This window comes from Poritiphilus flavus (assembly GCF_009901585.1).
GTDB lineage: Bacteria > Bacteroidota > Bacteroidia > Flavobacteriales > Flavobacteriaceae > Poritiphilus > Poritiphilus flavus.
The window spans coordinates 520311-542098 of the sequence record NZ_WXYO01000005.1 but is presented as its reverse complement, the minus strand read 5'-3'; the positions used below and the strand labels follow the sequence as shown (position 1 = coordinate 542098).

Annotated in this window: 17 protein-coding genes; 5 read left to right on the top strand and 12 right to left on the bottom strand. The window is 45.1% G+C overall.

Annotated features, from left to right (window positions below; genetic code table 11):
- Positions 1 to 104: 104 nt before the first annotated feature.
- Genes GTQ38_RS12655 through GTQ38_RS12640 form a run of 4 tightly spaced genes read left to right on the top strand, consistent with a single transcriptional unit; the run spans position 105 to position 4748 of the window.
- Positions 105 to 1025 (top strand): glycosyltransferase family 2 protein, encoded by a 921-nt coding sequence (locus GTQ38_RS12655; RefSeq protein ID WP_161435887.1) that lies wholly within the window; start codon positions 105 to 107, stop codon positions 1023 to 1025.
- The gene (locus tag GTQ38_RS12650; protein WP_161435886.1) at positions 1018 to 1884 is read left to right on the top strand and encodes a methionyl-tRNA formyltransferase; all 867 of its coding nucleotides are present in this window, start codon (positions 1018 to 1020) and stop codon (positions 1882 to 1884) included. The genes GTQ38_RS12655 and GTQ38_RS12650 overlap by 8 nt, the downstream gene beginning before the upstream one ends.
- A complete protein-coding gene (rffA, locus tag GTQ38_RS12645; RefSeq protein ID WP_161435885.1) occupies positions 1884 to 3047 on the top strand; it encodes a dTDP-4-amino-4,6-dideoxygalactose transaminase in 1164 nt (387 codons plus the stop codon). Before GTQ38_RS12650 ends, rffA begins: the two co-directional genes overlap by 1 nt.
- An 18-nt stretch (positions 3048 to 3065) precedes the next feature.
- Positions 3066 to 4748, top strand: coding sequence for a DUF6044 family protein (locus GTQ38_RS12640; protein ID WP_161435884.1), 1683 nt, complete (start codon positions 3066 to 3068; stop codon positions 4746 to 4748).
- 32 nt (positions 4749 to 4780) lie between these two features.
- Here the strand turns inward: GTQ38_RS12640 and GTQ38_RS12635 are convergent, their stop codons facing one another.
- The 6 genes from GTQ38_RS12635 to GTQ38_RS12610 all read right to left on the bottom strand — a co-directional run bounded on the left by GTQ38_RS12635 (position 4781) and on the right by GTQ38_RS12610 (position 14166).
- On the bottom strand, positions 4781 to 6130 hold the full coding sequence (locus GTQ38_RS12635; protein WP_161435883.1) for a TolC family protein: 1350 nt from the start codon (positions 6128 to 6130) through the stop codon (positions 4781 to 4783).
- On the bottom strand, positions 6130 to 9432 hold the full coding sequence (locus GTQ38_RS12630) for an efflux RND transporter permease subunit (protein WP_161435882.1): 3303 nt from the start codon (positions 9430 to 9432) through the stop codon (positions 6130 to 6132). The genes GTQ38_RS12635 and GTQ38_RS12630 overlap by 1 nt, the downstream gene beginning before the upstream one ends.
- A gap of 19 nt (positions 9433 to 9451) precedes the next feature.
- A complete protein-coding gene (locus GTQ38_RS12625) occupies positions 9452 to 10576 on the bottom strand; it encodes an efflux RND transporter periplasmic adaptor subunit (RefSeq protein WP_161435881.1) in 1125 nt (374 codons plus the stop codon).
- Positions 10577 to 10584: 8 nt separating this feature from the next.
- Complete coding sequence (locus GTQ38_RS12620; protein WP_238857915.1) at positions 10585 to 10977, bottom strand: MarR family winged helix-turn-helix transcriptional regulator; 393 nt, start codon at positions 10975 to 10977, stop codon at positions 10585 to 10587.
- 207 nt (positions 10978 to 11184) lie between these two features.
- A complete protein-coding gene (locus GTQ38_RS12615; RefSeq protein WP_161435879.1) occupies positions 11185 to 12069 on the bottom strand; it encodes a leucine-rich repeat domain-containing protein in 885 nt (294 codons plus the stop codon).
- 183 nt (positions 12070 to 12252) lie between these two features.
- A complete protein-coding gene (locus tag GTQ38_RS12610; RefSeq protein ID WP_161435878.1) occupies positions 12253 to 14166 on the bottom strand; it encodes an ABC-F family ATP-binding cassette domain-containing protein in 1914 nt (637 codons plus the stop codon).
- Between the two features lie 63 nt (positions 14167 to 14229).
- Here GTQ38_RS12610 and GTQ38_RS12605 point away from each other — a divergent pair, with 63 nt between their 5' ends.
- Entirely contained in the window at positions 14230 to 14613 is a 384-nt protein-coding gene (locus GTQ38_RS12605) for a DUF983 domain-containing protein (protein WP_161435877.1), read from the top strand.
- 18 nt (positions 14614 to 14631) lie between these two features.
- On the opposite strand, the gene GTQ38_RS12600 is transcribed toward GTQ38_RS12605, so the two are convergent.
- From GTQ38_RS12600 to GTQ38_RS12575, 6 genes are all read right to left on the bottom strand, one after another.
- A complete protein-coding gene (locus tag GTQ38_RS12600; RefSeq protein WP_161435876.1) occupies positions 14632 to 15687 on the bottom strand; it encodes an NAD(P)/FAD-dependent oxidoreductase in 1056 nt (351 codons plus the stop codon).
- A 102-nt stretch (positions 15688 to 15789) separates the two neighbouring features.
- Positions 15790 to 16692, bottom strand: coding sequence for a type IX secretion system ring subunit PorN/GldN (gene porN / locus GTQ38_RS12595; RefSeq protein WP_161435875.1), 903 nt, complete (start codon positions 16690 to 16692; stop codon positions 15790 to 15792).
- Positions 16693 to 16798: 106 nt separating this feature from the next.
- Entirely contained in the window at positions 16799 to 18367 is a 1569-nt protein-coding gene (gene porM / locus GTQ38_RS12590; protein ID WP_161435874.1) for a type IX secretion system motor protein PorM/GldM, read from the bottom strand.
- 57 nt (positions 18368 to 18424) lie between these two features.
- Positions 18425 to 19072 (bottom strand): type IX secretion system motor protein PorL/GldL, encoded by a 648-nt coding sequence (gene porL, locus GTQ38_RS12585; protein ID WP_161435873.1) that lies wholly within the window; start codon positions 19070 to 19072, stop codon positions 18425 to 18427.
- A 74-nt stretch (positions 19073 to 19146) separates the two neighbouring features.
- Positions 19147 to 20502: a T9SS ring complex lipoprotein PorK/GldK gene (gene porK / locus GTQ38_RS12580; protein ID WP_161435872.1), complete on the bottom strand. Its 1356-nt coding sequence runs from the start codon at positions 20500 to 20502 to the stop codon at positions 19147 to 19149.
- Between the two features lie 118 nt (positions 20503 to 20620).
- Positions 20621 to 21778 (bottom strand): formimidoylglutamase, encoded by a 1158-nt coding sequence (locus GTQ38_RS12575; RefSeq protein WP_161435871.1) that lies wholly within the window; start codon positions 21776 to 21778, stop codon positions 20621 to 20623.
- Positions 21779 to 21788: the final 10 nt, after the last annotated feature.

The window sequence follows — 21788 nt, the reverse complement described above, 5'->3', positions numbered from 1 at the left end:
GCCGAAGGCAAAATTGTATTAATTTTACTCGGAAAATTCGGATACTTGGGGTACTTCACACCCAAATTACCGTTTTTATCATAACCAATCGTGAATCCCGAATAATGAAATTATCCATCGTAAGCCCCGTGTATCAGGCTGATAAAGTTATCGGGGAACTCGTACGCAGGATACATGAAAGTGTTCAGCAAATTACTCCTGATTATGAGATCATCCTGGTGGAAGACGGTGGATTGGACAATTCCTGGGAAGAAATCGCAAATATCGCGTCCCGGGAAGAAAAGGTCAAAGGAATTCGGCTGAGCAGGAATTTCGGCCAACATTATGCCATTACAGCCGGGCTGGACCACGCCAGGGGCGAATGGATAGTGGTGATGGATTGCGATCTGCAGGACTTGCCTGAGGAGATTCCAAAACTCTTTGCAAAAACCGCCGAAGGATACGAGGTTGTACTCGCGAGCCGGACAAGGCGAAGGGATTCTTTTGTCAAAAAATTCTTCTCCAGGGCATTTTACAAGGTTCTGAGCTACCTTACCGGCTATACGCATGATGAAACGATCGCCAATTTCGGCATCTACCATAGAAAAGTGATCGATGCGGTGATCTCCATGAGGGAATCCGTTCGTTACTTTCCAACAATGATCAAGTGGGTCGGTTTCAACACTACCAAAGTAAAGGTAGAACACGGAAGACGGACTGAGGGGCGATCCAGTTATAATTTCAGATCGCTATTCAGGCTGGCCATAGATATTATTCTCGCCTTTTCGGACAAACCCATACGCTTACTGATCAAAGCCGGAGGAATCGTTTCCCTGGGTTCTATAGTTGTGGCCATGGTTTACCTTTACAAATGGCTCAAGGGCGATGTTATCGTGTTGGGATATACCAGCCTGATCGTTTCCATTTGGTTTTTGTCTGGCCTTATCATGGCGACCCTCGGTGTGGTGGGGCTCTATGTCGGTAAGACATTTGAAGGGGTACGGCAGCGGCCATTGTATATCGTAAAGGAAATGATCCATGATTAGGCTTTATCTGCTTGGCAAAAAAGGATTGGAATGCCTGAAAGGCCTTGATCCCAAATTCCTTCCATCTATTTCCGACATCGTAATAGGCCAGGATAAGAACATAGTTGAAGATCACGCCGAGGAACTCAAAGAACTGGCGGAGCGACAAGGAATACCCTTTTATCTGGGAAAAGATGCCCCGGAAAACGAGTCCGTTTCCCTGCAGTTCGCGATAGGCTGGAGGTGGATGATCCCGTCTGAAAAGGAACTGGTCGTTTTTCACGATTCCCTGTTGCCCAAATACCGGGGCTTTAATCCACTGGTCAGCGCCCTTATTAATGGGGATAGCGAAATTGGCGCCACAGCCTTTATCGCCAACGATGAGTTTGATAAGGGAGCCATAGTAAAGCAACGAAAGCTATCCGTTGACTACCCTGTTAAAATAAAAGAGGCCATAGACAAAATAGCTTTGTTGTATGTGGATATGCTCAACGAACTTATGGCAGATTTCCAAGGACCTGGTCTTTTATCCTCTGAACAGAATGAGAGCCTTGCTTCCTACAGCCTCTGGAGGGACGAAGAGGATTACGTTATAAACTGGTCTCAGTCCGCCAAAGAGATCAAAAGATTCATAGACGCTGTAGGTTATCCCTATAAAGGAGCAAAAACCAAGGTAGAGGGTTCCTGGGTTCGTATCTATGAAGCTACTGTTGAAGAAGATCTGATGATCGTAAACAGGGTTCCCGGAAAATTGCTATTCCGGCAGGCTGAAAAGGTTGTTATCGTCTGTGGACAGGGTTTACTAGGTGTTGACGAATTCTATGACAACTCGGGAGAGCCCACCACAATTCCTAACTCATTTCGACTCAGATTTGGCTAATGGATCCATTGCAGTTTAACATCCCGTTCAATAAACCTCACCTTACCGGTAAAGAACTGGTATACATCCGAGATGCCGTGGAGAGCGGGCAGCTATCCGGAAATGGCAAGTATACGAAAATGTGCCAGCGTTTCTTTGAAGAGGAATTCGGTTTTCTAAAGTGCCTGTTGACTTCTTCCTGCACGGATGCCCTTGAAATGGCAGCCATTTTGCTGAATATTAAAGAGGGGGATGAGATCATTGTTCCGGCCTATACATTCGTTAGCACGGCGAATGCCTTTGTGCTCAGAGGTGCGAAGATAGTATTCGCGGATTGCCGGAAAGACAACCCTAATATGGACGAAGATCTGCTGGAGGACTTGATTACTCCCAGGACCAAGGCCATAGTTCCGGTTCATTATTCCGGCGTGGCCTGCAATATGGAGCGCATTATGGAATTGGCAGAGGATCATGGGATCTATGTAATCGAGGATGCTGCCCAGGCTGTTAACAGCTATTTCACCGACACCAAAGGCAATAAACACGCCTTAGGTTCCATTGGCCATATGGCGACTTTTTCCTTTCACGAGACCAAAAACATCATTTCAGGTGAAGGGGGTATGCTGGTAATCAACGACCCAGAACTGGTCCCCAGGGCGGAGATCATTTGGGAAAAAGGGACCAATCGTTCCGCTTTCTTCCGGAACGAGGTTAAGAAATATGAGTGGGTGGATATTGGCTCCTCATTTCTTCCCTCTGAGGTAACCGCGGCATTTTTATATGCACAGTTGGAATCTATGGATAAAATCCACCAAAAGAGGCGTAAGATCTGGGACACTTATTTTGAAAGACTGTCTGAATGGGCGAAAGAACAACAGATCCAATTGCCATCTATTCCGGCTTATGCCACAAATAACGCCCACCTGTTTTACCTGGTAGCAAGAGACCTGGAGCAACGAGATCTGATCATAGATCATCTCAAAAAACAGGGAATATTGGCCATTTTCCATTATTTAAGCCTGCATCGCAGCCCATTCTATGCCGCAAAACACGGAACACGGGAATTACCTGAAAGCGACAGGCTTTCCAATTCCCTCTTGAGGTTACCCTTGTTCTACGGATTATCTGAAGAGGAATTGGATCATATTATAGAAAACTTAAAGTCCGTACCATTTAATGAATAACCACCCAAATTTGAATAGATGAGCAGCCGTATGAGCACTTTCTTTAATAAAGCAACTGTAAAATACGGCATAGCCCTGGGTGTTATTTTCCTGTATCACCTTCCCTATTTGATCTACTGGGATAATGCCCCGATTACCATACACGACAACCTGGACTCTACTTTTGCCTGGGTCAAGGTGCTGTTGGATAGCGGGATGTTGTTCTCATCTCCGAATGAGCCGGTGCTACAGGTCTTAAACGGCCTCCCCAAATTTGCTTTTTATGGAAGTTACGATCTGGGGCTGCTCTGGTTCGCACTCTTCGGGATGTACGGCGGCCTGGTGGTAAATAAGATAGTGATGAGTGTGGTGGGCTTCTTTGGTATGTTTTTGCTGCTTAAAAAACATCTGCTCCCGGAAAATACCCCCGAACTGATCCCCTGGGGTACTGCAGTCCTTTTTTCCATATTACCTTTTTGGTCTTTTACCCTGAGTGTGAGTGGCATCCCCCTGGCTTGCTACGCCTTTATGGAGATTAGACAGGGAGAACGCAGTGCGGTAAACTGGGTGATACTATTTTTGTTCGCTTTTTATTCTTCACTGATACTCTCCGGACTTTTTTTGCTGCTTGTTCTGGCTTTCATTTTGGTTTACGACCTGATCCGGCAACGGAAGATCAACTTCCGGTTTCTGTATGCGATTATTTTTTTGGGTCTGATGTATGCCATAAGTCATTTCCCGCTGGTTTACTCCTTCTTTTTCAAAGGAGATTTCGTATCCCACAGGACGGCTTTTGATCTCAAGACAAGAACGCTTTCGGAAAGTCTGGAACAACTGGACGCCATCTTCAGGTTTGGTCAGTACCACGCCCACAGTCTCCACACCTATCTGCTCATTCCCATAGTTGGTGTACTGATCTTTCTTATTATCAAAAGACAACCCCTTAAGCGATACCTGTTACTATTCCTGTTTATCGTAATCACCTCATTACTCTATGCCGTACTCCGTTGGGAATTGGCCGCTTCCTTCTTCAATAAAATAGCCCAGATCCTGCCTATTCAGCTTCAGCGATTCCATTTCCTGCATCCCATGGCCTGGTATATCTTACTCGCTCTTGCCCTATCGGTCATAGTACGCTGGCAACGCCTAGGGAAAGTACTGATCATCGCCATACTGGGATTCCAATTTTTATTCATTGTTGACAAACACGAGATCCGGACCGAATCCGGACAGCCTTCCTTTAAACAGTTTTTTGCGGAATCCCTTTTTCAGGAGGTCAGGGAATTCATTCCGGAAGCAGCCGAGGATTACCGGGTGATCAGTGTGGGGATACATCCTTCAATCTCACATTACAACGGCTTTTACACCCTGGATGGCTATTTCCCGAATTACCCGCTTGAATACAAAAATGATTTCCGTAGAATAATCGCGAAAGAACTTGCGAAGGATACCTACCTCACCTATTATTTTGACCATTGGGGATCCCGATGTTACGCCTTCAATCAAACGTTGAGAAGGGACCATTTAAACCCGACTCCCCGGAAGATCCGAAACCTGGAATACGATTATAAGGCCCTGGCAGAAATGGGTGGCAAGTACCTGCTCTCCAGTGCCGAGGTTGATCCAGAAAACAATAGGGAAGTAAAACTACTCAAGGTATTCGAGCATCCGGACTCCTACTGGACGATCTATCTCTACGAAAACAAGGAATATCAGAAATAACTACCACTGCAGTACTTAGCCTGCCCGCAATCTTAGAACGGAATATTGAGTAATTGACCCGTTAGCTGTAATAACTGTAATTCTGCCAACTTGGCGTCGTACTTTGCCAGGTTTTTGTTGGTTTGTGCATTCAGCAGATTAATTTGTGCCTGACGGAACTCTATGGAAGTAATTCTTCCAAGTTCAAACTGTTCCTGAGAACGCTCAAAATTATTCTGGTTAGTGATGACGTTCTGTTGCTGGATCTTAAAGATCTCCAGGCGGTTCTCATAGATAGCCAGCGCATTCAGGATGTCCCTGTCTACCTCCAATTCCACCTGCTCATTCAGTATTTCCTGGTTCTTGTAAGCAAGTTTGGCATTTTTCAAGCGTACGGTGGTCCCTCCACCGTCAAACAGGTTCCAGGTTAGGCTTGCGCCAAGGGCAAAGTTCCAGGTCTCATTATTGGTGCCTGGAAAAAAGGCGGAGGCCGCGCTCTGGTTCAGGTTCCATCCGTAGGAGCCATTTAAGCCTACAGTAGGCAAATACCCTGATCGGCTGATCTTGATATCGTATTCATTTATAGCGGTATTACTTTTCTGTTGAAGAAGTGCTACATTGTTCTCCTTTGCGGTAGCGATAAAATCTTCGAGCTGTAGCTTAGGGATAAACCGGACTACGGTGTCCACTTTAAAGACCTCGTTCAGGCTACGGCTTAAGACTACATTCAAATCGCGTTTGGTATTGACCAGTTGTTGACGGGCATTGAGCAGACTAATACTGTCATTCGTAACATCTACCTGGGCATTCAGAATGTCCAGCTTGGTATTTTGTCCGTACTCAAAGGCGTACTCTGCCCTGGTGATCCGGTCCCTGGAGATCCTGAGCGCTTCTTTAAAAACGTTTTCGTTTTCCGACAGGCGCGCAACCTCAAAGTATACGGTAAACAACTGAAGTACAGTATTCTCTATGGTCTCTCTGGCCTGCAGTTCACTGAGTTCATATTGCTCCCTGAGGCTTTTGTAGTTATACAGTCGGCCAAGACCATCAAAAAGCGTATAGTTGACCGTAAGCCCGGAGTTGTATCGCTGTGCTTCGGCCTTATCGAGGACGATATCCGGTCTGGGATCCCCATTTTCCAGAAATTGACCCGGAAATTCAATAACAGAATCATCCCGGTTGTATGTCGCCCCGGCATTTGCCGTAACTGTTGGCAAATAACCCGAATTCAGAATACTCTTGTTATTCTCCGCTATCTCAACCTGATTCCTGGCAACCGCGATACCAAAATTGTTTTCCAGCGCTAATTCAACCGCAACCTCTTTTGAGAGAAGTTCTTCCTGGGCCTTCATCCCTGTCGACACTATCAAAACAGCGATGATCAGTAAAAATGTTTTTCTCATTATTCCTTTACTTGAAGGGCCTCCTCAGTTTCTTCCAATTGTTTAAGCGGGCCTTCCAATTGTTCTTCTATAACCGTTTGTTTGTCCTCTAATTGTCCCTGAAGATGCCGTTCTTCAGCCTGTTCTTTTATGGCTCTTTCCACTTCTTCCTTCGTTATGGTATTTCCGGTTTTCAACCATTTTGTTCCTACTTTCACCTTGTTGCTGAAAGACAGGAACAAGGGTACCATGATCAGGGTGAGCAGTGTGGCAAAGCCAATACCATAGGCAATTGCAATGGCCATTGGCTTCAGAAACTGCGCCTGCCGGCTTTTCTCCAGGAGTAAGGGGGCCAAACCTGCAATCGTGGTCACGGAGGTCAAGAATATGGCCCTGAACCTGGAGCGGCCCGCTTCATAGATCGCATCATCGAACTTCATTCCATTCCTCAGGTTCCCGTTGAATTTACTGATCAGTACCAGGCCATCGTTAACCATAATTCCGATCAGTGCAATAATACCCAGCATGGACAGGATATTTATCGGAAAACCGTGTATCCAGTGCCCCCAGGCAACAGCCGTAAGGCTAAAGGGGACCAGCAAAAGCAGCAGCAAAGGCTGACTGAAACTCCTAAAAGTAAAAGCGATGGTAATGTAGATCAGCAATAAAACTGAAAACCCAACCACATTGAGGGAGTCCAACAATTTATTCGCTTCCCTGTTCTGGCCTTCATAAGAGGGGGTTATAGTAGGGTATTTGGCCTGGATATCCGGCATAACATCGTTCTTTATCCAGTTCATGATATCCGTACCGCTTGTGGTATTGGGATCTTTGAGGTCCGAAGACAAGCGTATCTCCCTTCTACCGTCCAGATGGTTTATGGCCACATCGCCTCGTTCAATACTGTAAGAAGCTATCTCCTTAAGCGGTACCCGCCCCCCGTTCGGAGTAGCGATCCGCATTTCATCCAAATCCGTAATGGATGAGCGGTTTTCCCTGTCATAGCGAACCCAAACCCGGATCTCATCCTGCCCGCGTTGAAAACGCTGTGCCTGTGCTCCAAAGAAGCCGGCTCTTACCTGGTTCATTACCGTTCTCAGATCCAGGCCCAACAGATAGGCATTCTCCTTTAATTCCAGCCTTATTTCTTTAATCCCTGCGGGATCGTTATCTGCAACATCCTTTAGCAGATCATTGTTTATCATGGCCGTCTTCAACTCCTGCTTTGCTGCTTTGAGCTCTTGTATATTGGTGCCGAGCAGGGCGACGGAAACCGGATCTCCTCCAAAATTCCCTCCGGAACCGTAGATAAGACTTTCTACTCCAATTACCGGACCTACCAATTCCCTAAGCCTGCCTGTGACCACATCGGCGCGTACAGCATCCGGTCTTTCTTCCCCTGGTAACAGGTTTATAACAAGAGTAGCGGCCGAAGAACCCGGTCCCAGATTCTTGATCACATTCTCAAACAGTACTTTATCCGTTCCTGCCAGATACTTTTCGGTAAGTTCCTGGTTAACGATCTCGGCATTTTCTTCAATCAAACTTATGATGGAATCCGTAACCCGTTCGTTGGTACCATTAGGCATTAATAGTTCTACCCTAACCTGGTCGCTGGCTATACGAGGAAAGAAGGAAGTGCGAATAATACCCCCGCCTATAGAACCCAGGGTGAGAATCAGCGCCATCGCGAAAAAAGCGAATGTGAGCAATTTGTATTTCAGCGAGAAACGAAGGGCAGGACTGTACATATTGTCCCTCATCCAGGCCATAATACGGTCTCCTGTTCTGTTGAACCCTCTTAGTTTGGCGAAGACTAAGGCAATACCTGTTTTTGGTCCTTTGTCCTTATTGGGACTCAAGGCCTTGGAATGTGCCAGGTGGGCAGGTAAAATGATCAGGGCTTCTACCAGTGAAATAATAAGCGTAAGCAGTACGATCACCGAAACCTCTCCAAAGAAATCCCCGATCCGGCCATCCAGGAATAGAAAGATAGAAAAAGCGAGCACGGTGGTAATAATGGCAGATACAATCGGTGGTATTACCTCCATGGTACCATCAATCGCCGCCTTGATAGGCGTCTTGCCCTTTTCATAATGCTGGTATATGTTTTCCGCAATAACGATCCCATCATCCACCAGGATCCCAATTACAATGATCATTCCGAAAAGGGAAAGCACATTAATGGTAACCCCGAAAAAGGGAGCGAAAACAAACATCCCCAGAAAGGAAATAGGCAAGCCAAAGGCTACCCAAAAGGCCAGCCGTGTATTCAGGAAAAGTGAGAGGAAGATAAGTACCAATATCATCCCCATAATGGCATTTTCCGTAAGCAGTTGTGTTCTCTGGGTTAAAACCGTGGAAAGGTCCCGTACCACGCTTAGCTGAACATTGTTGTATTTCTGGTTGAACTCTTCTGTATATTCCCGGACCTTCTCCGCGGACGAAATAAGATCTTCGGTATTTGTGCTGGTAATGGTGGTATTGACGGACAGCTCCCCGTTGAAAAAAGAGCTGTTAGGGGATTCCGAAAAGCGGTCACGCACTTCAGCCACATCCTTGAGGCGTACCGCCTTCCCACTGGCATCAGCTCGAATAATGAGGTTAGACAACTCATCGCCGTAATAGGAGCGATTGTTTGCCCTGATCAGGTATTCTTCCGCGCTGGTCTTGATATTACCCCCTGTAACCAGAATGTTGGCATTGCCAATGGCCAGAGCAACCTGGTTAAAAGACATATTATAGGCCAATAATTTGTCCTCATTAACAGCAATTTCGATCTCTTCCTCCGGATAGCCGGTAATACTGATCTGTGAGATCCCATCTATGGCCCTAAGTTCGTTCTCAATTTGCCTGGCGATTTGTTTTAGGGTAACCAGAGGTATGTTCTCTCCGCTGATCGCAAAACTGATCGTTTGCCTTATCGCTTCAAGTTTAGAAACGATTAGGGGTTCCATACCCGCCGGGAAAGTAGGTACACGGTCTACCGCATTCTTTACTTCCAGCAGCATAAAATCAATATCCCTGCCCTTCTCAATTTCCACGTTAATGGAACCGCTGTTTTCTCTGGAGGTAGAGGTAACCCTGTCTACACCTTCCAGTCCTTTGAGGTTGTCTTCTATTTTCAGTACGATTCCCTCTTCCACCTCCTGGGGAGAGGCCCCGGGATAGGCGATAGTGATCAGGATATTTTTGGAGTCCGTAAGTGGGAAAAAGGAAGATTTCAGTGATTTGGCTCCAAAGATGCCAAAGATAAAAAAGGCGATGATTATGACGTCTACAGCGACATGGTACCTAATGAAATATGCGATTACTTTTCTCATGGCATGGAAAAATTTAGGATCACCTTAGGCTTTGAGATTCATTGAATACCCGTACCAGCATTCCTGCATAGGCACCAACCACCGGTTTTGAAACTATAGTTGTTCCATCGGGAACTTCTTTCAGAACCACTTTCTTTTCTGAAAAATACACCGGTTTCACCGGGATAAGATCCAGGATAGAGTCTCTTACGACAAAGATCTGGTCGTTTTCGAGCAGCAGATTCCGATCTATCTCAATAGCCTCCTTTTCAGATTTGGCATTGAGTTTGGCCTCCAGGTACATCCCCTCCTTCAGATCTTCGTGTCTTACCTCAATAAAGGCCGTTATGGTCTGAGTGGCCTGATCTACTCTTCCGTTAATCCGGCTGACGGTGCCCTGATAAGCCTTGGTTTTTTCGAGATTTATCAGTTCCACGGTCTCTCCGACTTTTAGCAGATCGCTATAACTTTTGCTAACTGCAACTTCCAGTTCATAGACCCCGGTATCTATAAATTCCCCAAGTTTCTGACCGGCCCTGATCAACGTCCCTTCCGTCACCAAAGCTTCCGTAAGCACCCCGTCAAACGGCGCCCTGATACTGTATTTAGCCAGGCGCTGTTCCATATTTTTGAGGTTGTAATAATTGGTCAGTATCCCGCGGCCCGAGATAAAATACTTTTCCTTATCCGTACTCATTTCCGGAAGGGGTGGGGTAGTTTTATCAATATCAAAGCTGCTGAGGTAATCCTGCCATTTGCCGTATACTTCCTTATAGTCCATTCTAAGATCCGGCATGATGGAAGTAATCAGATTATACAGGTTGCTCTTGGAGGACTGCACACTGGCATAGTATTCCGAAGCATCCATACGAATAATGGTCTCTCCGGCCCTATAGGGTTGCCCTGCCTTAAAAAGCCTCCTGCCCTTGCGGAAAACCCCCTGCACTTCAGAATAAAGTTCCAGGCGCTGTTTGGCCACCAAATTGCCATTGGCCGGGACAATTATAGGAACCTCAGAATTCTTTACCGTATCTACAAATACGGTTTTAATAACTTTTCCCGGACGGGGCCTTGCGGTATCCCTGCTATTTACTATTAGCCTGGCCGCGTAAACGGAGGCGAGGATAATCACAATGCCCAGAATGGATAAGGCTATTTTTCTCATAAAACGTATTATAAAGTAGCTGTCTCTGCTGTAAAATTATGCTGTACCCTTTTCAGGATCTCTATTACTCTTTTTTTCTCCTCTGACGTAATGTCTTTCTCCATGGTTCGCATAAGTGATTTCATCACTGGCTTTGTCCTTTTGAATACCTCCCGCCCTTCAGGGGTGAGAAAAACTTCGTTATTGCGTTTATCTTCGGCTGATTGTTTGCGCAGTATGTAGTCTTTCCTTTCCATCTTTGATAGAAGGCGGGCAAGGGAAGACTTATCCCTGAATGTCAGAAAAGCAAGCTCATTCTGATTAAGACCGTCATTGTCATGGAGTTTTTTTAAGACGATCATTTGTTCTTTCGTCAGATCCAGTCCTTGTTTTTGAAGCGCTTCGTGAAGGTAATAGTCCATTATCTTAGTGGTCTTCCCCAACCAAGGACCCAGCGAACTTTCAAAATCAAGCTTATGCTGTTCATCATGCATTGGGCGAAACTAAATAAAAATTGATTAGTTGCACATGCAACTAATGTTAAATATCTCTTAAAAATTTGGGAGTTTGCCATTGAAAAAGGGACGCTTTCGCATCCCTTTATCCAAACTAACTAAATATAAAATTGACTACTCGTTGTCATCAACATCGTCTTCGAACTTGGTATCAGCCATCCTTGTCCTGGAAAAATTGATATCCTTGAAATCCTTTTTAGCGTCTTCCTTGTCGTAATCGAAGACCAGGAAGTTCCTTGTGTTTATTTGTTCCAGGTTTTTGTACGAACTGAATTTGTTGTTTTGGATCTGCAGTACCTTCAGGCTTGCCAGTTCTCCAAATTCCTTTGGTATGGCGCCGTCGAGCTGGTTGTTAGACAACACCAGCTCTTCCAGCATAGCCATTTGCCCCATTTCTGCCGGTATCTCGCCATACAAAGTGTTTTGAAAGAGTCCCAAACTCTTGAGTTTTGTAAGTTTTCCTATGCTGTTGGGAATTCTTCCGAATATCTTATTGCTAGATAGATTGAGCTTTTTCAGATTACCAAGGTCTCCTATGCTTTCCGGGATACGGCCGACAAAAAAGTTGTTGAAGGCGGTAAACTCTATAAGGTTACTCAACTTGCCAATATCGCTGGGGATGGAACCCCCGAGTAGATTCATTTCCAGCCTTAGAGAACGCAGTTGTACCAGGTTAACCAGGCTTTTGGGTAATTCCCCATCTATGCTGTTAAACGCCAGGTTCAGACTTCTCAGGTACTTGAGGTTGCCCAGGCTTTCGGGCAGGCTGCCTTTGAGGTTATTCCTGAAGAGATTTAATCCTATAACCCGGTTGTTTACCACATGTACCCCATGCCAGTCTGAGACCGGCTGCTTTAAATCCCAGGTCTTATGCCATTTCGGCCCGTTGGTGCTTTCATAGATCTCCATAAGCGCCTGTCGCTCTCCATCGGAAACCTCAGCCAGTATAAGTTGGACACTTCCCAACAAGATCGTAAGCGTTAGAAGTAGATTTTTCATAGTGCTGATTTAGGGACTACTCAACCGATTTGGAATTAAACTTATAACTCTTTAAAGAATTACCCTACAAAAATAACGGCATTTATGGATAAAATGCCTATTTTATCGATGAAGTGTTCATTTTTGTTGTGAAAGTCCGTTTATCTGTTGTGAAAAAATTTTGACTAACACTAAATCCTCGCTTTACCCCCTGTTTTCGAGCTCTAAGGTGAGCTTTTCCCAGTCAGACATCAGCTGTTCCAGTTCTGCTTTTTTGAGGTGGTATTTGTCAAAAAATCCATCCTGTGCAATGGTTTCATCATAATTCATTTGTAAATCATGATCAATGCCGGCGATCTCCTTTTCAAGGTCAGAGATCTTGCTTTCAATACCGCTCAATTTATTCTTCAGGGATTTTAGCTTTTTCTGATCCTCGTAGCTTGATTCCTTTTTTTTATCTGGCTTAATGTTAACCTTTTCCCTCTTTGTCCTTTCTATAGCCCTGAAATCATCTACTTTCCGTTGTTCCAGATAGTAGTTGATGTCTCCGAGGTACTCCTTAATTTTCCTGTCCTTGAATTCGTAGACCTTGTTGGTGAGTCCCTGAAGGAAGTCACGATCGTGAGATACCAATATTAAGGTCCCGTTGAACTTTTGCAATGCTTTTTTAAGCACCTGTTTGGATTGGATATCCAGGTGATTCGTAGGTTCGTCCATAACCAGGACGTTCAGGGGTTGTAAAAGCAACTTCGCCAGGGCGAGCCTGTTGCGTTCACCCCCGCTGAGCACCTTTACATATTTGTCAACATCATCTCCACTAAAAAGGAACGAACCCAGAATATCCCTTACCCTACTGCGGTTTTTTTCATTCGCGGCATCCGTCATCGTATCGAGAACGGTCTTGCTGCCGTCCAGGTATTCGGCCTGGTCCTGGGCAAAGTACCCTATCTGCACATTGTGCCCTAACTTAAGCTGCCCCTGGTATTCCAGCTCGCCCACAAGTATTTTCGCCAGGGTGGTCTTCCCCTGTCCATTCTGGCCGACAAAAGCGGTTTTGCTGTCGCGTTCCAAAAGCAGATCGATGTCCTTTAAAACCTCCTTGGGTCCGTAAGACTTGCCCAGGCCTTCCATCTCGGCTATGACTTTGCCGGGGTTAACAGCGACTTCAAAGCGGAGGTTCATCACGCTGTGGTCTTCTCCATCTACCTCTATGCGTTCCATACGATCCAGTTTCTTGATCAGGGACTGTGCCATGGAGGCTTTGCTCGATTTTGCCCTGAACTTCTCGATCAGCCGTTCTGCCTGCTGGATCTCACGGTCCTGGTTCTTTTTGGCGCTCAGCTGTTGTTCCCTGATCTCCTGCCGCTGGATCAGGTATTTTGAATATGGTTTGTTGTAGTCGTAGATACGCCCCAGAGAGATCTCAATGGTGCGATTGGTTACCTGGTCCAGGAACATTTTATCGTGGGATACGATCACCACAGCCCCGGCAAAATTTTTGAGGAATTGCTCCAGCCAGATAATGGATTCTATGTCCAGGTGGTTTGTAGGCTCATCCAGAAGGAGAATATCGTTGTTCTGAAGCAACAACTTGGCCAGTTCTATTCTCATGCGCCAGCCTCCGGAGAAGGTTTCCGTCTTTTTGTCGAATTCATCCCGTTTAAACCCAAGTCCGAGAAGCACCTTTTCCGTATCTCCCTCATAATTGTATCCGCCGAGAATTTCGTAGCGGGCTGTGATATCGTTCAGGTCGATGATCAGCTGGTTGTACTCTTCGCTTTCATAATCCGTTCTGCTGCCCAGGGCCTCGTTGATGCGATCCAGTTCGGCTTCCAGTGTTTTGAGTTCCTCAAAGGCCTGATAAGCCTCTTCCAGCACTGTCCGCCCTTTCTCAAACTCAATATCCTGTCTGAGGAAACCGATCCGGACTCCTTTTTCCTGAGCGATAGTACCGGATTCCGGAGCAATATTCCTTGAAAGCAGGTTGAGCAAGGTAGACTTCCCCGCCCCGTTTTTACCGATCAGGCCAACCCGATCTCCCGGCTTTAGCCGGAAGCTGATCTCTTTGAAGAGGTTTTCTCCTCCAAAAGAAACGGAAAGATTGTGAACATTAAGCATTATTTGTGATCTGTGTTACACTTAAAATCGCCTGAAATCCTACTTTTGTAGAAACTTTTGCAAATGTTAAAAAAAGGAAACAAACTCTACAGTATTTTAACAGGAAGTTGCCCCAAATGCCACCAGGAAAGCATGTATAAAGACGTTAATCCTTATAGACTGGGAAAGCTGTTTGACATGCATGAACACTGTTCCAATTGCGGCACCAAATACAAAATAGAACCCTCTTTTTTTTACGGCGCCATGTATGTTAGTTATGCTGTTGGTATTGCCTTTGCCACGGCCGCATTTGTGATTTCATACCTCATTGTAGGTGCCTCCCTGATCAACACCTTTATCTCCATCGTCGCTACCCTGGTGGTATTTTTGCCTGTGATCATCAGGTTATCCCGGAATATCTGGATCAATTTCTTCATTAAATACGACAAAGAGGCTGTTAAAGGCTGAATATTGAACTTACAGGCATCAGCTGGTTTGATACCTGGATGCGAAGCGGGAGATGTCCATAGCAGCATTCAGCGGTTTGCCTTCTTCAATATATTCAAACAATTGTTTGGCCGCATAGGGTGCTATCAGGACCCCCCGGGAACCCAGCCCGTTCAGCATGAAAAGATTGTCGAATTTTGGATGCCTGCCTACCAGGGGGCGTCGGTCTGTAACCGTAGGCCTGATCCCGGCCACATGATCGATCACTTTGTAGGGGCATTTTAAGAAGGTATTGAGCTTCTCTAATAACTCTGCCCGTGCTTCCTCTGTAGGCGTATTGGTTTTGTCCTTCCATTTGTATGTGGCCCCTATGCGGAACATTTTCCGGCCAAGAGGAATGCAAAACACTCCCGACTTGACAATTTCAGCTATTTCAAGATCCGGCGCCTCAATGGTCAGTAGTTCACCCTTGGTGCCATTCAGAGGTAAGTAGTTAAAGAACGGATCGCTTTTTAATCCGTAGCCCATGGCTAAGATCAGCTTTTTGGCCACGACCTTTTTGTAGGTCACGGAGTCCTTATCAATTTGCAGTTGGGTGAAGTCAAAGGTGTCCTTGAATAGCTTGTACTGTGATTCCAGGTAGTATGTGTAGGATCTGAGTAATAAAGCAGTGTCTACCCTGCCGGTATGTAATAGTTTTCCAAACCCGAATGGCGCATCGATATGAGGATTGGAATTCGGGATGATCTCGGTGGACATATAAGGCTTGAGTCCCGGACGGTCTGCGGCCTCAAACCAGAGATTCTGCTCTTCAACTGAGGCGAATCTGCGCAGAATGGCCAATTCATGATCCAGTTTAATACCCAGCTTACGCTCTATATTCCGATAGAAAGGTTTGGCAAGCTCCAATTGTCTGGGGCCTTCCCAGGCGCCGGTAAAACGTTTTAGGATGACGGGGTTGTATAAGCCGGCAGCCACCTCAGAGGACTTCTGTGAGCCGTCTGAGATCACTTTGAAGCTCTTTTGGTGAAGCTCTAGGGTTTCGCAGATGGAAACCCCTGCCAGGCCCAGACCCACTATCAAATAATCGTACATGGGGCAAAGGTAAAAAAAGGCATGCGGTGGTGAGGAATAAAAAAACGCCGCACCTTCCGGTACGGCGTTTTCCGCATATTATAGAATTGGAATAAATAATGCTTAGTAGGCCCACATATCCTGTTCCCTGTCTCTTATCGTCTCTTTAATTCGATTCGCTTCGAGTAATTGGAACAGGGCGTTGTCCGCAATATAATCCTGAATTACACGGTCTCCGTGAACGTTGTCTTCCCTGTAGATGACCCCGTTAAAACGGCGAGCATTCAAGAGCATATCAAACGAAATGGGTTGTGCAGAATTGCGCTGGTTAAACACCTTCGCATCGTGTAATATCTGCCTGGCACTTGGCAGCCAAACCCAGAACAATTCCACTTTGTTGTCTGCAGGATCCATAGATTCGTCGTCTATGAAGTTTACGTCAGGTGCAACTGGTGCGATACCCAACATACGGTATTTAAGCTCACCCTGGCGCTTGTCAAAATACCATATCCCTTTAATACGGTACTCTTCGATATCTGCGGCAGTAAGATCTCTTCTGTTAACAAACTCTTCGGAAAGCTGTTCCCCGGCATTGATCTGTTCGTAACCGAGATCAGTAGTATCTATCTTCTGCAAGGTTGCAGCAAGGTCTCCAAAGTTTCTCTTTTCAGTAAAGTAGGAATCCACATAAACATCCGTGAGCTTCCCGTTCTTGATATTCTTAATAAAGACATCATACAGTGATCTTCTGTCTGCACCAATATCCACGGTGTCTATTGGGTAGTACAGTGGGAAATTCACTCGCTCATCAAGATCGATAACTTCCCATACGGTCTTAGACCAAAGGATATCCCTGTCGTCTACATAGCCGTATTCCAGTGGAGCATCATTATCCAAAATCTTTTTCTCTTCAGTTTTTACACCGATTTCCTCCGGTTTTTTAGCGTTCAGGATATTGGCCTGAGCCACCATGGAGGCTGGTAAAAGTGCAAGAGCTCCAGCGATTAAAACATTCTTCCAATTCATTTTTAACTACTATTTGCTGTTATAGGTTAAGTGCAATGCGCCATTCTGGATTCAACTTCTTAAAGCCTGTTGAATGGCGCATTACACAGTTTAATTTTCCCTATTCTTAGTTGGTAAGCTCCACGACTACCGGAGATACCTTCTTCAATTTATAAGTTCTGTTATTGGTGATATACGCCTGGATATCGAATATCTGTACGGCATCACCTCTTTTAGCTCTTTTAAGAGCAGACTTAGCTCTGTTATCCAGTTTACTACCGTTAACGCTTACTGTAGGCTGACCAGGAACTTTGAATTTAAATCCGCTTACCGCAAGATTCAGGTCAAAGTCAAAGTCTTCCAACAAGGCACCAACAGAGGAGATCTCAAGATTTCTCCTTGGCATCTTAACGCTACCAGCTTCACCTCGGATAGATCCTGCAGGCCTTGGAATATCTTTAATTCTGAATTCAGATCTTGTAGATATTCTTTGTCCGTCAGGCAATATACCTGAAGCGGTAATAGTAACAGTTCTACCTTTTCCAGGATTCATGGTATAGCTGCTACCACTTCGCTTAGAAAGACCAGGTGCAGAAGCTGTAACCTTGTTATTAGGAATTCCAGGAATCGAGATAGACATAGGGTTAGATACACCTCTATAAACCACGTTCATCTTGTCTGCGGCAATAAGTGCAGCGTTAGGCTTAGAGATGGTAGAGAAAGAATTCTTTACAGGTACTTCTTTTTCCTCACCATCCTGCATATAAAACAGAGAACCGGCAATAGTGTGATCTCCAGGATTTCCAGCACCGATCAACATCTTAACTCCACCTTCCTGAAGCTCGTAATCCCTTCCTTCTGTCAGTTTACGACCGTCTAAAGTAAGCTCAGCTTTAACGGGCTTAGCAGACTTATCAGTTTTTCCTAAAACGATGTTTCCGGTAAAACGCTCTCCAGAGTAGAAAGCGGACTTTTCCTGCTCTAACAAAGTAGAGAAGTTAGATAGTGAAACCTGATCGGTCAGCTCTCCTTGTAGCATAGCTTTAAGGGCACCTTCTTCAGTAGCTTTGATATCAGACTGAAGTGCAGTGATCTTAGTAAGCGACGCGATCAAAGGGAAACCTTCGTAGTTATAGTTTATCCAGTCTACCTTAACACCGTCCCTACGCTTTACCTTACCGTCTTTGTCTCCTGTCTGGAAGCGAGCGGAAACAGCGCTTTTTACCTCCTGGAATTCATCTCCAAGGATAGCCAAAACCTGATCGCGGTAGCTATTCAAGTTTTGCAGGAACTTCTTTCCTTCAGGAGCCAGGTTGTCTCCCTGAAAGAGTTTTTGGTCCAGGTAATCCGACTTATCCATCACCTGATAGTCTTTAGGATCTTCGATATCCTTGACCATTTCTTTCTTCAGGTTTTCAAGATAATTGTAGTAATCTGTAGAGAGTTGCTTGATCTTCTTGGCGTCCTCATGCAGTTTTGCATACTTCGCAGCATCCTCACCTGCTTTGGTTTCAAGGCTTGCCAAGAAAGCCGTATTGCTCTCTGTAGCTTTTACATTAGAAGCCTCTAACTTTTCGTTCATTAGTCCGAACGCAGCCAGAACTTCTTTACTCATATTTAAGGCCAACATCGCGATGAAGATCAAATACATTAAGTTGATCATCTTCTGACGTGGTGATAGCTTTCCTCCTGCCATGTTTTCTAATTAGTTTTTAATTAATAATTTGATTTGGGTGGTTTCAATAAAAACTAATTAGCTTTTGCTCATGGCGCTCAACATACCGCCGTAAACTCCATTCAGGGAAGAAAGATTAGAGGCCAAAGACTCCATTTGGTCTTTAAGGGCACCAGCATTCTGTACCACTTCTTCGTTGATTGAAGCCTGACGGCTTGCGCTTTCCAACTGAACTTTATACAAGCTGTTCAAAGATTCCATCTGAGCAGCAGCATGTGTCATTTCTTCAGAGTATTTCTTAGTAGACTCCATGGCATCGGCAGTAGGAGCGATACCTTTGGCAGCATCTTCGAAATTCTTGATACCGTCGCTAAGGCTTTCCATCAGGTTAGCATCAATTCCGGCTTCCTGAAGCAACTGATCCAGTTTTCTTGAAAGAAGACCTTCAGCTTCCTGAGCTTCTTGTGCGTCCGTCTTACCGTTAGACTGACCTCCGGCCAATTCCGGGTATACTAAAGACCAATCGTATTCGTCGTCTACCGGCTCAAAGGCGCTGATAGCAAAAATAAGTGCTTCGGTAATCAGACCGACTGCAAGAAGCAGACCACCTGTAAGGGGACCGAATTCCCAGTGTAGGATTTTAAAAAGTGCACCGATAATTACTACCGAAGCCCCCAGGCCATAGGCCATATTAAAAAGTTTTTTTGTTGATTTTGACTGTGCCATAATTTTAAATTTAATTTAAGTTTATTCTGATTTAAGTATTTGGTTAAAGGTTTGATTACTTAATTACGTATAAATTACTGTGTAGAGTCTTCCTCTCCCATATAATCTTGTACGGTTCTGAATCCAATATAGCTTCTTGCTGAATCCTTGTACTCATAATCACGTGTACTTACCTGTAGGAAATAAGCAACATCTTTCCAGGAACCGCCTCGGATAACTTTACGGGCATTGCCGCCGTCACCTCCGTTAGGGTTCATGGTAGATACGTAATCGTAAGAACTTGGATCGTAGCTGGAATTGGTCCACTCCGATACATTTCCTGCCATATTGTACAGGTTAAAATCATTAGGTTCGTATGATTTTGCCTCTACAGTATAGAGCGCCGCGTCTGCAGCATAATCCCCGCGCTGAGGTTTGAAGTTGGCCATAAAGCAGCCCGTATCGCTAATTACATACGGTCCACCCCACGGATAGGTTCCACCTTCGATTCCACCTCGTGCAGCGTACTCCCATTCAGCTTCTGTAGGTAATCTGAATTGGTTTACAAACTGCCTTCCACGGCTCTTCTGATCGTCATTTTTGAATTTAGTCCTCCAGTTACAAAAAGCTTTTGCCTGCATCCAGGAAACTCCCACCACCGGATAATCGCTATACGCGTCATGCCAGAAATAGTCGTTGTGCATTGGCTCGTTGTAAGAGTATTCAAAATCCCTGATCCAAACTGTGGTATCAGGATATATTTCTAATTCTTCCTGCTTGATAAATTCTTTTCTTCTCGCGTCACGGTTCCTTGCAGCAGCCTCTATATCCATCCAGCTGTACTTGTACTTCAATTTGGTAACGTCTACTGTGCGTTGTCCGTTATACGATTCCTCTTCAGGAATGTAAAGGGAATCCATCACCTCGGTGTAATACTCATCCGGGTAATCAGAAGTATCCCATATCACATCTTCGTCTTTGTTCAAAGAACGTCCTTCGTATCCAGTTTCGCCAAGCCCGGAATAATTGTCGAGCATGTACTTGTCATAGGTGGACATTCTGGTAGTATCTGCATCTTTGAATGCGTACTCACCAATTCCTCCATCTTCAGGACCCATTCCCAATTCATCCGCAAGGATAGCTAGTCTGGTTCTCACAATAGAGTCTTTGACCCACTCCACGAACTGACGGTATTCACTGTTGGTGATCTCAGTGTCGTCCATGTAGAAAGATCGGACGGTAACGGTTTTGGTCGGTGCATTAAGTACCTGAGCCATATCCTCCTCACTCTTACCCATAATGAAAGAACCCCTTGGGATAAGTTCCATTCCATAGGGCTTTTCAGGGTACCATTTCTTACCTCTGACTCCTACTAGTTCACCTTTTGTCTTAGAGCCGCAACTGCTGAGCAAAAAGACAAATGCTATAGATGATAACAATAGCTTCTTCATACTTTAGGTTAAATTTCGATTAAGACTAAAACAGTAATGACAATTTGTATTATTCTGTAAAACTGAATTTTGAATAATTTATTGTGTAAAACCGCCTCTCGTTTTAAATTATTTTTTGTTAGCTGAAGCCTTTTTTATAGGCCTTGAACCACCGTTCAGGAAGATTTTGATCGCAAGCATCCAAATAGTCCTGCTCGGTGCATGGTAATAACGCCGATGAATTGGTTTTAGTATGTGAAGCTATGATTGAAGGAATCTCTACCCACCATCTTTCGGTGAGATGACTTTTATAAAAGACCAATTCTTCTGTTTCGGAGGGTACAATGAATTTAGTGAAGTCCTTATTATCAGCTCCCGGGCTTTCCTTTATTCTGTAATTAAACCCTTCCATGAAATACCAGATTATCTGGGCGGTTAACTGAAACGCCTGGGGATTATTCTCTATCTCGTATATCCCAAAAACGGATACCATATCGCTGATCCCTGCATACCTGGCGATGGCACATATCTCCCTTCCTGTAAAACCATTTGGAGAAAAGTTTTTGGAGAGGCCCATCTCGCTCGCCCGGATCGCCCGGGCATCTATACTAATAATATGTGCGTTTCTCATTACAGGTTCTGCCAGAGTGATATCCGCTGTAATATCACCCAGCCTGTAGGCATCAAAAAAAAGCCGTTCCATCAGATCTATTTCCTCCTGGGCGTTGAAATAACTCTGATATCCGATATTGGAAAAATTGAAAAGGTTGTTGGGCTTGTCCGTGATGATCTTACTCATATAGGAATGCGACGAGATCAGTTCTTCATCAGCGCCAAAATCAAAGCGGCTGTCCACACAAACCAGGTTGATCATATCCTTGATCTTATCAAAGGCCCGGTAAGTGGGATAAGTGATATCTTGCGTAGCCCCTATTACAATAGGGATGACTCCTTCTTCGAGCAATTCCGCAACGATCTCCTTCACCACAAAATAGGTATCCTCTACGCTTTCCCCTTCCTCAATATCACCCAGATCTACCAGGGTGGCATTCCAGTTTCCCATCATCAGTTTGTAAAACTGTATCCTGAGTTCGGTGGTGTTGAGACGCTCCGGTTTCTTTTCGAAGGCGTTTCGCGATTCCAGTACGCCAAGTATGGCAAAGGAAGCATTAGCGAGCACAGGAAGCCCATCTCTTTTGGTATGTATATGGATATTTCGGCCCACTGCCTGGGGAGGAAGTAACTCGCAATGCGCCAGTACTTTGTCGTCTACCGGAACTAAAAAATCAAATGCCATGGACCATGAT